This window comes from Catenulispora sp. MAP12-49 (assembly GCF_041262705.1).
GTDB lineage: Bacteria > Actinomycetota > Actinomycetes > Streptomycetales > Catenulisporaceae > Catenulispora.
In genome coordinates, this window is the sequence record NZ_JBGCCP010000032.1 from 1 (window position 1) to 14,490 (window position 14,490).

A 14,490-nucleotide genomic window follows, 5' to 3' on the forward strand; every position below is an offset into this window, starting at 1 on the left:
AGAAGTTGAGATCAGCCTGACGAACCGCCGGATGCGTGGCCCGCATGTCCGGTGGTGTGGGAGGCGGGTCGGGTGACCGACCCGCCTACCCGATTGCGAGATACGCGAGCATCGCCGCGCGAGTCCAGCTCGCCGAGCGGCCGGAGCTGGTCAGCCAAGGAGAGGTGATTCTTGGTCAGGTCTACCTCGTGAGCGTGCCCATCTAGACAGAACCCTAGGAGGGCACCCACCTACGCAGACCCCTACCAGGCGAAACCCAACAATTCGAACGCACAATCGAGATGAACTTTGGGCCCATACAGGCCATGACCTGTAGAAATGCATGAAAGGTATGTGCCCCCGGTAGGATTCGAACCTACGCACCCGCCTCCGGAGTGGATTAGAGGTTCGAGGTGTCTGCGCATCACAGCGAGCTTCGATCTTCCCAGCCGCCGTGAGCCAGACCGTGAATAGACCTCAGCACACAGGCGTCGCGCCACCCGAGATACCCCTACCCACAAGATCCTGAGAGTTTTTCAGATGGCAACCGACCGACGAAGTACCCGCGCCTATTCGCCAGCGCAAGCCCAGAACGTACTTGCTTGTTACAACGCGACATGGAGCTCCGCTACCGCGAGCCAATTTGGGAAGCATCTGCTGCAATCCTGGGCTACCGCGCTCGTCTCGATTCTGCCAGTATTCGTATACACATAGTAGTCACCGCACGCAACCTCAGGGGGATCCGTGGTTGGGCCAAGCACCTTTGCCCAGGAGCCTGGAGACAAGCAAGCTGATGCCGACCAGTCCACCAATCACTCTGCCGACCACATGCAGAGCGGCGCTGAAGACGTCGGAACGGAGCCCGTCAACTCCGAACCCGTTCAAGGCTCGCCCGAACCGAAACAGGCTGGCAACTGGGTTCGGCAGGCGACACGCAAGCTGCGGCCGATATTGCTACGTATCGGCATCGCAGGCTGGCTTGCATACATCATTACTCAGGCCTTGATCGTCGAAGTAATGGGCACGGAGGTCTTTGACTACCCATGGGAGCAATGGTTTTATACCGGCGCTCTGGCGCTGACCGCCTTCGGCGCCGCTTACTGGCAGCTGCGTCGCACAAGTGAACGGGCGAGCACCAAGACCAGGAACCAGCTAACCCACGCGCTTGGCAGTGAGCCGGGGTACGTTATCCACTTTCATGGAAACGCGGCACGCCCAACTTTTAATTTCGACCAGAAAGACGATCAACTAGATACCAGCGGGCGCTTGAGTAGTGGCCAGCAGGAAGCCCTACACGACGACGCGGAGCAGAAGCTCTTGATTCAGATGTACAGCGAGCGTCTCGGGCAAGCGCGAACGTGGTTCATCTGCTCTGTCTTCTTCGGCTTCATCGGATCCGTCATCCTGCTCACCGGGATCAGCCTGGCAGTCTTCCACGCGAATACCTCTGGACAGAGATACGCCGCCATCGTCACAAGCGCTGCCGGCGTTGTCCCAAACGTCTTGGCCCTCCTGCTCTTCCGACAGTCCAATCTGGCGCAGAGAATGATGGCAACCCAGGTAGAACAGCTACGTGAAGTGACACGAGAGAAGCGGTACGCGATCCTCCATCAGGAGCGTCTGAACTTCGCAGTAGATCTGATCGAGAAGATCGACTCCTCGGACCTTAGAGATGCCCAACGCGCTGGGCTAGTGCAAGAATTAGTGGCGGAACCCTTCAACGGCACCACAGGAGGTCGGCGACAGCTACGTCGCCACCGATCCACTCGTGAGCAACGTAATGGGCAGAACGCTAGCGGCGGAACATCCTGAGATGCTCCGCCGCTGGTCAAACTAGGCACCTCCGGCAGGATTCGAACCTGCGCACCCGCCTCCGGAAACGGATCAAAGGTTCGGAGCATCTCCGCATTTCAGAGAGTTTCGACGCACATAGCCGGCGTAGACTAGGCCACAAATATGCCACGGCCGCAGATGGTCGCATCTACCGCGAGTGACCCCCTGCTTGCAAAGCCCTGACTATGCCGAAGTAGATCCTTTGGCTGAGCATGAAGGCTTCTGACCTACCCGCTGACGTCCTGATGCCCGTGAGTATCCGCCAGTGACCGCGAGATCGGCTCCGTACGGGCACGCAACGGGCACGGTCGCGCAACCCACACCCAACCGCCTTTGGGCAGATCAAAGGTGGCAAGGATCGCGCTTGTCAGACAGGCGCCTCGCACGCTCACGGCCGCTCGCTCTTGTGGTAGTCGCCCATGGTCCTCAGTCGGCTTTATCGAGCAAACCATTCGTGCAAAAGTTCGACAACGGTACACGAGCCTTCACGTCGCCCGCCATACAGCACGATCTCCTGCTGATCCACGCCGACACTTAAACATCAACAACTTGGATCACGTGGATAGGATTGGCTTCTTTCATCCACCCACCACGAGCGTTGATCTCTAGCAGTTGCCAACCTTCATTCAGTTGCCACAACGCTTAACCGCTGATACTACGGATATCACTCGGCACTGGCAGCACGGCTACGCACGCCGGGTAACAGGCAAGGCGCTACAGCCAGCGAACAGAACCTGCTCAAGGCATGAGGGAGCTGCGATGAAGCTGACAGTCAACTTGGCCCGGCAGGAGATCACTGACTTCGACGCCCTAATCAGAGAAAAGTATCTCAGCCAAGACAGCTTCGAAAGCATAGAGCCGCGCGAACCGCTTGGCTTCCCTCTCCGTGCGTACGTTCAGCGCTCTAAGGAAACGGAGCCAAAGTGGATCGCATTCCTGCGCGCGTACTTCGACGTCGATCAGATGGTCAACTCGCACACCGCTTTTGTGCTGCTCGCGACGATCAAGAATCGGATCTTTTCCCTTACGTTTGGACAAGGCTTTCACACGATCGAGAGAAGCCTGTTCGAGCCAAACTTCGGCCTTCGCGTAGTAGCAAATGCGTTGGACAGCGAAAGTCTTAAGACGATTGATACTCGAAATCTAGACACTGTGACACGTCAACAGCGGACACAAGTCAGCGTCGGCAGCAAGCTCGTAGCGTTCGAGCTCGATCTAGACCAGGAATGGGTGAGGCGGCTTTCCGGCAAGTCATCAGACATGGGCCTGGCTCGTAGCATGTCGGGCTCAGACTCACTCTCGATCAACCTTGACTTGAAACTAGAAGATCTCCCCGAGGTTCTGACGAAGATCCTCGAACTTCACGCGGATGGCTCATACAAGAAAGAGTTCAGTTTCATCGATAACTACCATCCGCTCAGGAAAGATGACCCGCTCACGCGGACCCTTAACGAGAAGTTGACGCAAAAGCTTGTCGACGGTGATCGCGACAAGATTGCTCTCGCTTTTCCCGAGATCATCGACGACGAAGATCTGGCCTACGTTCGCTTCTCAGTACGAAACCATGTCGTCGATCTAGACGACCTTTCGCTCGACGGCCTATATCAGATCCTGGGTGAGCGTCCTGTTCCTAACCCACTGAAGCAAGTTCAGATCGTTCCCATCAACGACTCTGGCGACGCGGTTGGAAAACGGCAAGCTCTTGACGCGTTCTTAGTATGCGAACTGGAGCTGAGCCGAAAAGTCTTCGTACTATCGCTTGGAAACTGGTTCGAAGTAAACCGTGACTACGTAGAGAAAATAAACGCCGACGTTCGACTCATCGACGACATTACCTCAGTTATCGCGCTTCCTGACTGGCGCAAGACGGAAGATGAGGGCACCTACAATGAGCGGGTAGCCAAGGCGAGGCACTGGACCCTACTAGACACAGAGAAAGAACAATTCCGCATCGGGGGCCCTAACCAAAGAAACGAGATCTGTGATCTGCTTACCCCACGCCTGGAGATGATTTGCGTTAAGAAGAGGACGAAGTCAGCGACCCTATCTCACCTCTTCGCGCAAGGAGCCGTCTCCGCCGACCTTTACCGCGGTGAGCCGATCTATCGTGAGCGGGTACACGCTAAGGCGCCCGCACTTCCACCTGGAACCCCAGAGCCAGATACGCCAGTCATCGTTTACGCAATTGGCACGGACCTGCCAGGTTCAGCGCACGACTCGTTGTTCTTCTTTAGCAAGGTCAATCTCGTTGCACAGGCTCGCGAGGTTCGGCGACGCGGACTAGGTGTTGCCATAGCAAAGATTCAGATCGTGCCCTGAAGTCTGCCGCCGATATGCCGTCCGTCTACGGCAGGCGACAACACGCGAGCGAGGCATACGCCGCTCGCACGCGGGCGCTCGGGCTGGGGGACAGCAAGGTGAGCTCCGACAAGGGTGACCACGCTTCCAGTCTGTACGGAGCGCAAGACGACCTCACGAGTGGGGTACGCCAACAGGTCCGGCGTCGACCCGACAGACCAAGAGCGACCAGAAGACGGCCTTCACACCGAGCCGGCCGCCGCACCCGGGACCGGCCGCCAGGCCGCACGCCCGGGATGCGGCGAGCCGGCGGCGGCGCGGTAGCGCCGCCTTGATCTGATACAGCTCAATTCGGCAATGCGCCGCGGTACGTCTCGCCGTGTTCCAGGTACAGGGCGGCGGACTGCGAGCGGGCCTCAATGGCCGCTTTGACGCGACGTGCGAGACGCGGGATCAGCAGCGTGTCGACGAGCTCAGGATCGTGAAAGGCGTAGCCGGCGATTTCGGCAGCTTCGAGTTCGATGCGGTCGCGGTACTCGGCGGCGAGCTCGCCGCCGTCAAAGACGAACAGCATCTTGTCGCCCTCGCTTTCGGCCGGCGCCCAGTCGGCCACCAACAGCGCGCCGATCGGCGGCTTGATGCCTAGTTCCTCCTGGACCTCGCGCACCGCGGCTTCGGTGGGGGTCTCGCCAGACTCGACGTACCCACCTGGCAGATCCCAACCGGGCTTGTACGACGGCCGAACTAGCAGGATGCGGCCCTCGGCGTCGAAGAAGAGGACGCCTGAGGCGGCACGGGCATTTGCGAACGACTCGGCTGGGTTCGGCTCGGTCATGAGTCGACTCTAGCCCGAGCCGGGAACAGGTCAGCGGGACTCGATCACGTGAATCCGCTGGGCGAGATCCGAAAGAGCCAGGCTCGGCTTACCGTGCTGGCGCCGAACCCATGCAGTGACCAGCTGACGCGAGATGAAGTGGTAGCGGACTTGCTCGGGTGCGAGTTTCTCAGCGTCGAGGATCAACGACAGAGCCTCGTCGATCTGGTTCCGCGCAGCGAAGGCGCGGGCGACCTCAAGGGCGTGGCGGACACGGCGCTCGGTCGGCATCTGCGACGTGTCGAGCTGCGGCCCTTGGTCAAGGGCAAGCTGTACGTCGCCGAGCTCCATAGCCGCGCCGACCCGGTGAATGGTGACGTTGGTGGGCCCGAACGCGGTCCACATGTGGTTTGCGTCCTGGCCGAGACGGCGGGCCGATTCCTCAGCTTCGGCGAGAAACGTCCGCGTGGTCGCACGGTCGTCAGATCGAGACGCGGCGACCGAGCCAGTAAGGAACAGCGTCCCGTAGATCGACAGGAACTCAGGCGAGGCATTAGCCACGTGCGGCTGAAGGAAGCCGGCAGCGTCCGCAGTGAGGTGCTTCGCCGCGTCGAACCGACCGTTGGCCAGTAGGCAGTGCGTGACAGATCGGAATAGCGATCCGATGATGATCGGATCTCCCGAGACCTGCGCGGCGGTCAGTCCACGGTCAGCGGCAATCCAAGCAAGCTCGGTCTCCCCGATCTTTGTGAGCACCTGCGCCGCGCTCTGATAGGCCATGGCGAGTAGCGCGTACGCCTGTAGCTGCTGATCGCCGCTGTAAGAACGTGTGGCGGCCTGCGCAAGAGAGAGCAGCGACGGGACCACGTGGGCCGCGCGAGCGAACCGCCCCTCCTGGTACGCCGTCCATGCCTCCCCGACTTCCTGCCGGAGTACTTCAAGATCCGGGCGGAAGCCGTTCGCGTCGCCGCTCAACAACGGCGACAACTGCCGGTAGTCCATCAGCGCTTCGCGCAGCGCGAACACCGTGCGGCCCTTAACGTCGTGGGTCCAGTCGAGCAACGATGGCTCCGCCAACAGGTCACCGAACTGCACGTCCAGGGCATCGGCTAGCGCCTTGATGACCGACAGCCGGTCGAGATCGATGCGGTTGTTCTCGACCTTGCCCAGCCAATCGGCCGTTCGGCCGACCAGGCCAGCCAGCACCTCTTGCGACATGCCACGCCGCCGCCTGTACCAAGCGACGCGCTCACCGATGCTCAGGGTCTCAGTCATTCCTCTCATGGCCCTAGCCTCACCGCACTCCCCCGCCGGACCCCGGAAGGTTTTTCCGGGTTCCCTTTCAGCAGTGACCTTACGTTCACACCATGTCGTCAGTGCCCCGCAACGAACACCAGCACACCAAGGACCCGCGGGAAACAATCGGACCCAACAACGAGCCCTGCGAATCCTGTCGCGGGCGCGGTTGGAAGCACGTCACGTCGCGACTCGCGATCGTGCATGAGGTCATCGACGACGCCGCTGACATCTCCGACAAGCAGCCGTGCGGCCTGTGCTCTGGAACCGGCTTCGCTGCTTAGTCGGCCTGCCCCCTCGCGGAAGGGATGCGTGCAATGGCCACCTGGGCCGCCAACAGAAAGAACGGGCTGATGCCCGGCACCATCGGGATCACCATCACCGTGATCGAGTACGACGCGGGCACGAAGTCCTACCACCCGGTCAGCTCTACGACCTACCGTCCGGCTGGTGTCCCACTGCCGACTGCTTCATATCGCCGGCTCGAATCGGTCCCCGTGTCACCGGTGCGGCCCTTCGCCCTGGCGGCGATGACGGAACGCAAGCCCTACCGCGGGACTCGTCGCCGCTCCTCGGCCGGCAATGGTGACGAGCGATGAGCGCCGCGAACCCGGACTTCGAGCCGGGCGCGGTGGTGCGGGTGAAGGCAGAAACCATGCTGAGCGAGGTCGTCTTGCCGGCCACACGCAAGTGCGAGCTCCCAAGCGACGATCTGCCGGAACTGCTCATCTGCTGCGCGCCGGTCGCTCTGGTGCGCACCCCAGTGGGCATCGGGATCCTCCGATGGGTTGAGCTGAAGGACCTGACTGCCGCCGTCGTGGATGGAAACAGGGGCACCGATGCCGCTGCATGTTGACTACACGGCGGAACGGACGCTCATGCGGATCATCGGTGCGCTGCGGTCCGCACGCCTGAATGCCGAGCTCACCCAGAACGCTGTGTCGGAGGGTCTTCCGGTCCGGGGAAGGGCTATCTCCGAGTGGGAGACAGGCGCAATCGAACCCACCCTCGGGCATCTGATCCTGTGGTCACGCGAGCTGAGTCTACGACTGGTGATCGTCGGCTCGGACGGCGAACTGCGTTACGGTCCGCAGCGCCAGCGTCCCGGCGAAGCACTTGAGATCTTTGAGCGGCGGCGGCTGGCTTCGCCGCTGAGAAATCGTCGCCAAGCCTTGGGCATGTCCCAAGGGAAGCTCTGTGAACTCGTCGGCGTCACACGTGACTCAATACAGCGATGGGAGCTGGCGCGCGTGGCCCCGCGGCCCATCGCGCACGTTGTTTGGGCTCAGAGTCTGGGGTACTCAATTGCGCTACGGCCGATCGCCATGTCGGACAGGAGACCACGCCGTGACGCGGTCAGGGTGCCCATCTTGCTGGCGCCCCGGCAGGTCACCCGAACGATGGGACTCCCACCTCGGGCGTAGCGACACGTCGTGTCAGACGCTACGCTGCCCAAAGAGATAGGTCCTGTTGATGGGTCAAGTCATGTCGGGTTAAGGCGGTAAGTGATGCCTTTCGAGTCAGCGCCACCGAAGTACGCGCAGGTTGTCGCGGGACTCCAAGAGCGGATCCTGGACGGCACGTACCCAGCCGGCTCGATGCTGCCCAGTGAGGACCAGCTCGTCAACGAGTGGGGCATGTCCCGAACGACGGTCATCAGGGCTCTACAAATTTTGAGTCGCGATGGCTGGATCGAATCGCAGCAGGGAAGGGGCCGGTTCGTCCGCGGCCGGCCCGCTGCGATGGATCAGCGGTTCCGACCCAGCCGGAACGCCTTGGAGCAGAGCGAGACCAGCGGTAGCCGGCTGGTCGACGTCGGCCACGTCATCGCTCCCAATACCGTGGCAGCGGCATTGAACTTGAAGAAGAACGAAGCAGTGCTCATGCGCCGGCGCCTGGTCGTCCGCGACGACGAGCCAGACGAACTCGTCACCGCGTATTTTCCGCTGGACCTCGCGCACGGTACGGCGCTTGGTAACGAGGCCCTGATGAGCGAAGGCGCCCGGCAACTGATCGAGTCACGGAACAAGATCCGGTACGACCACGTCATCGAACGGATTGCCGCACGGCTCCCGTCCGGCGAGGAGGCGTTGCTGCTCGGCCTGCCGAGCAAGCGCACGCCCGTGCTCACGGTGACAGTGACGGCTTTCGAAGCATCCGGCCGACCCGTTCAGCTCGCCGAGCTCGTCTTGCCCGGCGATCGTCACGAGCTCGAAGACACCTACCCCCTCGTCTGATTCGTCGTCGCGGCTACTGGTAGGTCCGGGCCACCCGAAGAGCGCGGGCTACGAGTGGCCACGAAGGGGTGTTGACGTCTGTCCACAGATCCGGGCGGTACGTCTTCATGTTGTTCGCCCAGCTCTCGGCAGACTCAAGCCATCTAGCCAGTGCGTCCAAGAAGGAACCGACCGAAGCGTTCTCCCACGTTTCGGCGTTGACGTCGAAGTCACGTGCAAGCAACTTGATGAAGGCGGCCAGCTTCTCGCGTGAGTCGATGGTGGTTGCCTCTATGTCGTTGACGCCATAAGGATCATTCATGGCCGAAGGCTAGCAACGACCTCGCCTCGGCACTGACCAGCCACGATCCCAATCAACTTGACAGTCCTCTGCGACGCATCCATAGTCAAACTTGTAGGGCTAAGTGATGCGACTTAGCACGATAAGTAAACGAGAGGTATGAGATGGCGATCCAGGGTGCGATCCGGGTCCAGTTCGGCGACGTCTTCCCGCATGGCGCGTTCGCCGTGGCGGTGGAGGCCGTGCGGGACTTCGACAAGTCCACGCGGGAGCGTCCCGTGCAGGCGCGGGACAAGGAGTCCGGCGTGCTGGTGTGGGCGGTCGAAGTGCTCGACGCGGACCCGGAGGCTCGGGCGGCGGAGCGGTCGGTGAAGGTGAAGATCGCGGCGGATCAGGAGCCGGTGATGCCGGACCTGATGGCGGGGACGCCGTTCCGTCCGGTCGAGTTCGAGGGACTGCGGGTGCGGCCGTACGTCAACGGTCAGGGGCGGTTGGCGTACTCGTTCAACGCCTCCGCGATGCGCGGACCGAACGCGGGCGGGAAGCCGGCGGCAGCCGTGAACGGGTCCAAGAACGCGGGCTAACCGACAGCCCTTCTGAAGCACAGCGCCACCACATAGCAGGGGAGGCCGGATTAGGCCCCGGCCTCCCCTTGTGTCTCTCCAGGGTGCGATCCGAGAAGAGGAGTCCAGGCTAATGGCCACGACGAGCGATCGTCAGCACAACCCCGAACCGGTCCCGGTGCCGGTCGAAATATCCCAGGTCAGTCAGCTGATCGAGGAAGCTACCTACCTGATCCACACGAACGCCGCTCCGGCGTCGGCGCTGCTCGCGTTCCACGAACGCAAGGCCCGGCTGTTCGAAGCGCTGGCGGCCGAGGAACCGGAAAACGCCGATCGGCAGGAAGTCGCGAAGTCGGCGCGGGCCCAGGTCGACCACCTGCATGCGATGGCCGAGCGGGGGTCCCGCTGATGTTCCGCACGGTGCATGGGGATGCTTCCTCGACTGACAAGGCGACGCGCAAGGTCGGCGGCGTCTACGTTCGTGAGCCGGTGTTCGAGGTGCCGGTGTGGTGGCTCGCGATCCGGCGCTTCTTCGGGTTCTTCGGGCTGCTCGGTCACAAGGCGGCCAAGCACCCGGTCCTCTCGGGCCTGGTCGCGCTCGCCGTGTGGCTGCGCATCGCCCTCGGGTCGTCGGCGTTCGGGTGGCTCATGGTCGGCGTGCTGGTAGCGATGTGCGCCTGGGCCGTTCTGCACTGGACCAGCTTCGAGCGTGCGATTCGCTTCCCGGCGGTGAGCGCTTGGCGGCGTTGGTTCGTCTATGAGCGGCGCTGGCACGCAACCATGGCTGTCTGCGGCCTGGCGATCCTGTACGGGGACCTGGAGTACGTCCCGACCCTCCGCCAGGTCCGTTCAACCCGCTTCATCGATCGCGTGATCGTCGACATGGTCTCGGGCCAGGTCCCTGAGCAGTGGGAGAACCAGGCTCCCGCGCTCGCGCACACCTTCGGGGCCCTGTCCTGTCGGGTGCGCGCGGTGAAGCCTCGGCGGATCGCGCTGGAGTTCATGCACGCCGATCCGCTCGCGGCGACTGTGAAGCCGGATCGGCTCGACTCCGACGACGAGCCGCATGCGGCGGATCGCATGCCGGTGAACCTGTCCGCGCTCCCGCTCGGCGTCCGCGCTGACGGCGAGCCCTGGACGCTGCGACTGACTACGCATGTCCTGGTTGCTGGCGCATCGGAGGCTGGCAAGGGCTCGGTCGTTTGGGCATTGCTGCGTGCGCTGGGACCGGCGATACAGGCCGGCTACGTCGCACCTTGGGTCCTCGACCCCAAAGGCGGGATGGAGCTCTCCTTCGGCGAGCCGCTGTTCCGGCGCTTTGAGGCGGACTCGTACGAAGGCATGGCGTGCATGCTCGAAGACGCGGCCGACCTCATGGACGTTCGGACGCGTCGGCTCCGCGGCGTCGCACGTCAGCACATCCCGACGCCCGATGAGCCCTTGGTCCTGGTGGTCGTCGACGAAATGGCTGACCTGACGGCGTACTGCCCTGACCGCGCCATCCGTCAGCGCATCGCCTCGGCGTTGTCGCGCCTGCTGTCCAAGGGACGCGCGGCGGCGGTGCATGTGGTCGCAGCACTGCAAGACCCGCGCAAAGACGTACTTCCGTTCCGCGATCTGTTCCCCATCCGCATCTGCCTCCGGGTGACTGAGGCGTCTCACGTGGACATGGTGCTCGGCGACGGCGCCAGGGACCGGGGTGCGACGTGCGATCTGATCGACCCGACGCTTGCCGGCGTTGGCTTCGTGACCGTTGCCGGCGTCCGCGAGCCGGTTCGAGTCCGAGCGACCTACCACAGTGACCAGGACATCGCCGCGATGGTCGAGCGGTTCAAGCCACGCGTCCATGACGAGATTCCGGCGCAGCGCTCGCACGACTCCGATGAGATGGAGGTCGACACACTGTGACTTCGGAACAGCTCAAGCCAGTAGCGCCGTCCGGAATCACGGGAAGCCGTGCCGAACGTGCCCGGATGCCGCTGGCTCGCAAGGTCCTGGAAGAGTCGGCCATCCAACATGGCGTCTGCATCCGACCAATTCCGCTGCGGCGCTACGACCTCGCGACCGGCGAGGAAAAGATCATAGACATCCCTTGCGGTGCAACGCTTTCGAGTGTCTGCCCGCCGTGTGCGGAGGCCAAGCGACAGCTCCGGATCGACCAGTGCCGTACCGGCTGGCACCTGGAACAGGAACCTGACTTCACCCCCGATCCGGCGACCGAGGATCAGAAGCTTCTCGTCCAACTGCGGTCGCAAGCTCAGAAGTCCCTCGACGACTCGGACGACTCGGAGGTGTCCGAGTGGGAAGAGACCATCTCCGAGATCAACGCGGAACTGGCAGCGACCGGCGTCCGCGGCCGATTGGGAGTTGAGAAAGCGGCCCGGCGGGTCCGCACCACACGCCGTCGACAGGACGCATCGGAGCTCCCAAAGCGACCCGTGAGCGCGCGAACTATCGGCAAGGTCTACGAGGCGACAGGCGGGAAGAAGTTCCGTCCGTCGATGTTCCTGACCCTCACGCTCGACAGCTACGGCCGAGTGAGCAAGGACGGGACACCCATCCAGCCGGCCACCTACGACTACCAACGAGCTGCCCGCGACGCGATCCACTTCGCTCGGCTCGTCGACCGATTCGTTCAGAACCTGCGCCGGTTCGTCGGCTTTGATGTGCAGTACTTCGCGGCCGTCGAACCGCAGCGCCGGTTAGCCCCGCACCTGCACATGGCAATCCGCGGCACGATCTCACGCGCCGAACTCCGCGAAGTCATCGCCGCGACCTATCACCAGGTGTGGTGGCCGTCGACCGACGAGCCGGCATACGTCGACCAGCTGCCCGAGTGGCACGACGGCATCGGCGCCTACGTCGACGCGAATACCGGCGAGATCCTGCCCACCTGGGATCAGGCACTCGACGCGATCGGCCCGGACGACGAGCCGTCGCACGTGGCCCGGTTCGGGAGGCAATTCGACGCGCAAGGCGTGTTGGCTGGTACGAAGGATGCGAACCGCGCGATCGGCTACCTCGCCAAGTACCTGACGAAGAGCGTCGACCAGTGTCATGAGGCGGCGACGGACGATCAGCGAGAGCATGCCTCTCGCCTGGTGGAAGCACTGCGCTACGAGCCTTGCTCTCCAACATGCGCGAACTGGCTCCGCTACGGCGTTCAGCCGAAGAACGCTCGTCCGGGCCTGTATCCGGGCGCATGTCGTGGCAAGGCGCACAAGGCGACGCACCTGGGCTACGGCGGCCGTCGTGTCCTGGTCTCCCGCAAGTGGTCCGGAAAGACGCTCAGGGACCACAAGACGGACCGCAAGAACTGGGTGACCGAAGTCCTGGGCGTCGAGCCCTCGCAGCCGGCGACCGGCCGGTACTCGTTCGAGTACGTCTCGCGTGATGACGCGCGACTCAAGCCTCTAACCGTGCGGCTCATGCATCGCATCGCGGAGCGGATCGAGTGGCGCAGACAGCTCGACGCTGCACGCCATGGGCCAAGTAGCCACGCAATTTCGGCAACCGCGGGGAGGACGTCATGAGTGGGCGCGGCGAGGAATGGCTGACGGTCCCGCAAGTCCTCGAAGAGCTCGGCGGCGTCTCCCGGCGGACGTTCTACCGCTGGCGGGAACTGGGAAACGGGCCGAAGGCGTACAAGCTCCCCAACGGTGAGCTGCGCTTCCGGCGTCGGGACTTCGAGCGGTGGCTCGACGGATTGCAGGAGCGTGCGGCGTGATCAGTTACAACGTGCGGATTCAGACGATCCGTAAGCGCGAACTGTCCAAGGACAAGAACGGGAAGGCCCGTTATTCGTACCAGGTGCGGTGGAGGGTCGAGGGCGAGGAATTCACGAAGACGTTCACGACCACTGCCCTCGCCGATTCCTTCCGATCAAGCCTGCTCAAGGCCGCAAGAGACGGGGAAGGCTTCGACACGAAGTCCGGCCTGCCAGCATCGATGGTTGAAGCGGAGCCAGAGAAAGTGGCGACGTGGCTTGAGTTCGCGGCCGACTACGTCGACATGAAGTGGAAGGGCCTCGCAGCACGATCGCGCGAGACGACGGTTGAGAGCCTGGCGGCAATGCTTCCCGCGCTCGTCGACGACCTTCCGGGGCAGCCGGACATGCGCACAATGCGTCAGACGTTGCGGCGCTGGTACCTCCCGCCGGCTGCCCGTAAGTCGGACGCTCCGGAGCCTCCGCCGGTCAACTGGAAGGCGCTTCATTGGCTGCGGCGAGCTTCGCTGCCGGTGACCGCCATCAAAGACGCGGCGACTGCTCGCGCAGTCCTGGACGCAATGTTGCTGACGATGGATGGCACGCCCGGGAAGGCCAACACCGTATTGCGGCGTCGTCGCGTCGTCGGGAACGTGATGAAGTACGCGATCGAGGTGGGGCACCTCGACGACGACCCGTTCAAGCGGATCACGTGGACGCCGCCGAAGGCTTCCAAGCGGCTCGACCGGAGACGAGTTCCGAATCCAGCGCAGATCACGGAGCTGCTGACAGCAGTCTCGTACGTCGGGTCATGGGAGCGTGGGCGAGGCCGGCGCTTGGTCGCGTTCTTCGCGTGCATGTACTACGCGATGATGCGGCCGGAGGAGGTCATAGCGCTCCGTGTTTCGGACTGTCATCTGCCTGACAAGGGATGGGGTCTGCTAACGCTGGAGAAGGCCACTCCGACCGCTGGGAAGGCATGGACTGACTCGGGGAAGCTGCACGACGAGAAGGGGCTTAAGCAACGCGCTGAAGACGAGATCCGGCCGGTTCCGATCCCGCCGGTTCTGGTCGTGTACCTGAAACAACACATCCGCGAGTTCTCGGCAAAGAACACCGGCGGTCGGGTGTTCGGCAACGAACGCGGCGGGCGAATCGTGGCGTCTACCTACTCGCGCGTGTGGCGTGAGGCGCGGTCGTTCGCGATGACACCCGATCGCGTCGACTCGCTGATGGCGGCCGTTCCCTACGACCTCCGACACGCCGGCGTCTCGCTCGGCCTGCGGAGCACCCGCGATCCAGCGCTTATCGCTGAGCGCGCGGGACACAGCGTCGAGGTCATGATGTCGACGTACGCATGGGTCCTCGACGACCAGGACAAGATCGCTAACAAGGCGATCGAAGATGCATTGGGCGGCGATCCGCACGTCTGAAAGTGACTCCGGTCTGGCAGCCCCCGGCTTCGGTCGGGGGTTCTCTGCTGT

At 63.0% G+C, this 14,490-nt stretch carries 15 protein-coding genes and 1 tRNA gene; 12 read left to right on the plus strand and 4 right to left on the minus strand.

Translation table 11 applies throughout. From position 1 onward, the window contains the following. Nucleotides 1-723: 723 nt before the first annotated feature. Nucleotides 724-1,791, plus strand: coding sequence for a hypothetical protein (locus ABIA35_RS38020; protein ID WP_370361187.1), 1,068 nt, complete (start codon nucleotides 724-726; stop codon nucleotides 1,789-1,791). A gap of 26 nt (nucleotides 1,792-1,817) precedes the next feature. Here ABIA35_RS38020 and ABIA35_RS38025 read toward each other — a convergent pair. Then, nucleotides 1,818-1,945, minus strand: a tRNA-Arg gene (locus ABIA35_RS38025). Nucleotides 1,946-2,571: 626 nt separating this feature from the next. Here ABIA35_RS38025 and ABIA35_RS38030 point away from each other — a divergent pair. After that, on the plus strand, nucleotides 2,572-4,131 hold the full coding sequence (locus ABIA35_RS38030; protein WP_370361188.1) for a DUF6119 family protein: 1,560 nt from the start codon (nucleotides 2,572-2,574) through the stop codon (nucleotides 4,129-4,131). Between the two features lie 325 nt (nucleotides 4,132-4,456). Here ABIA35_RS38030 and ABIA35_RS38035 read toward each other — a convergent pair whose 3' ends face one another. Both ABIA35_RS38035 and ABIA35_RS38040 read right to left on the minus strand, forming a co-directional pair. Beyond that, nucleotides 4,457-4,945 carry an NUDIX domain-containing protein gene (locus ABIA35_RS38035; protein WP_370361189.1) on the minus strand — a complete coding sequence of 163 codons (489 nt, stop codon included), beginning with the start codon at nucleotides 4,943-4,945 and terminating at the stop codon, nucleotides 4,457-4,459. Nucleotides 4,946-4,975: 30 nt separating this feature from the next. Then, a complete protein-coding gene (locus tag ABIA35_RS38040; protein ID WP_370361190.1) occupies nucleotides 4,976-6,199 on the minus strand; it encodes a helix-turn-helix domain-containing protein in 1,224 nt (407 codons plus the stop codon). 338 nt (nucleotides 6,200-6,537) lie between these two features. Between ABIA35_RS38040 and ABIA35_RS38045 the strand changes: the two genes are divergently transcribed. The 4 genes from ABIA35_RS38045 to ABIA35_RS38060 all read left to right on the plus strand — a co-directional run bounded on the left by ABIA35_RS38045 (nucleotide 6,538) and on the right by ABIA35_RS38060 (nucleotide 8,457). Then, the gene (locus tag ABIA35_RS38045) at nucleotides 6,538-6,819 is read left to right on the plus strand and encodes a hypothetical protein (RefSeq protein WP_370361191.1); all 282 of its coding nucleotides are present in this window, start codon (nucleotides 6,538-6,540) and stop codon (nucleotides 6,817-6,819) included. Beyond that, nucleotides 6,816-7,076 carry a hypothetical protein gene (locus ABIA35_RS38050; RefSeq protein ID WP_370361192.1) on the plus strand — a complete coding sequence of 87 codons (261 nt, stop codon included), beginning with the start codon at nucleotides 6,816-6,818 and terminating at the stop codon, nucleotides 7,074-7,076. Before ABIA35_RS38045 ends, ABIA35_RS38050 begins: the two co-directional genes overlap by 4 nt. Nucleotides 7,077-7,098: 22 nt before the next feature. Then, nucleotides 7,099-7,644 (plus strand): helix-turn-helix domain-containing protein, encoded by a 546-nt coding sequence (locus ABIA35_RS38055; RefSeq protein ID WP_370361221.1) that lies wholly within the window; start codon nucleotides 7,099-7,101, stop codon nucleotides 7,642-7,644. A gap of 84 nt (nucleotides 7,645-7,728) precedes the next feature. Then, nucleotides 7,729-8,457: a GntR family transcriptional regulator gene (locus ABIA35_RS38060; RefSeq protein WP_370361193.1), complete on the plus strand. Its 729-nt coding sequence runs from the start codon at nucleotides 7,729-7,731 to the stop codon at nucleotides 8,455-8,457. A 13-nt stretch (nucleotides 8,458-8,470) separates the two neighbouring features. Here ABIA35_RS38060 and ABIA35_RS38065 read toward each other — a convergent pair whose 3' ends face one another. Beyond that, a complete protein-coding gene (locus ABIA35_RS38065; RefSeq protein ID WP_370361194.1) occupies nucleotides 8,471-8,758 on the minus strand; it encodes a hypothetical protein in 288 nt (95 codons plus the stop codon). A gap of 143 nt (nucleotides 8,759-8,901) precedes the next feature. Here ABIA35_RS38065 and ABIA35_RS38070 point away from each other — a divergent pair, with 143 nt between their 5' ends. The 6 genes from ABIA35_RS38070 to ABIA35_RS38095 all read left to right on the plus strand — a co-directional run bounded on the left by ABIA35_RS38070 (nucleotide 8,902) and on the right by ABIA35_RS38095 (nucleotide 14,439). Continuing rightward, on the plus strand, nucleotides 8,902-9,321 hold the full coding sequence (locus ABIA35_RS38070; RefSeq protein ID WP_370361195.1) for a plasmid replication, integration and excision activator: 420 nt from the start codon (nucleotides 8,902-8,904) through the stop codon (nucleotides 9,319-9,321). Nucleotides 9,322-9,433: 112 nt separating this feature from the next. Continuing rightward, nucleotides 9,434-9,709: a hypothetical protein gene (locus ABIA35_RS38075; RefSeq protein WP_370361196.1), complete on the plus strand. Its 276-nt coding sequence runs from the start codon at nucleotides 9,434-9,436 to the stop codon at nucleotides 9,707-9,709. Next, on the plus strand, nucleotides 9,709-11,208 hold the full coding sequence (locus ABIA35_RS38080) for an FtsK/SpoIIIE domain-containing protein (RefSeq protein ID WP_370361197.1): 1,500 nt from the start codon (nucleotides 9,709-9,711) through the stop codon (nucleotides 11,206-11,208). The genes ABIA35_RS38075 and ABIA35_RS38080 overlap by 1 nt, the downstream gene beginning before the upstream one ends. Then, nucleotides 11,205-12,833 carry a replication initiator gene (locus ABIA35_RS38085; protein ID WP_370361198.1) on the plus strand — a complete coding sequence of 543 codons (1,629 nt, stop codon included), beginning with the start codon at nucleotides 11,205-11,207 and terminating at the stop codon, nucleotides 12,831-12,833. Before ABIA35_RS38080 ends, ABIA35_RS38085 begins: the two co-directional genes overlap by 4 nt. Further along, on the plus strand, nucleotides 12,830-13,027 hold the full coding sequence (locus tag ABIA35_RS38090) for a helix-turn-helix transcriptional regulator (protein WP_370361199.1): 198 nt from the start codon (nucleotides 12,830-12,832) through the stop codon (nucleotides 13,025-13,027). The genes ABIA35_RS38085 and ABIA35_RS38090 overlap by 4 nt, the downstream gene beginning before the upstream one ends. Beyond that, a complete protein-coding gene (locus ABIA35_RS38095) occupies nucleotides 13,024-14,439 on the plus strand; it encodes a tyrosine-type recombinase/integrase (RefSeq protein WP_370361200.1) in 1,416 nt (471 codons plus the stop codon). Before ABIA35_RS38090 ends, ABIA35_RS38095 begins: the two co-directional genes overlap by 4 nt. Nucleotides 14,440-14,490 lie beyond the last annotated feature (51 nt).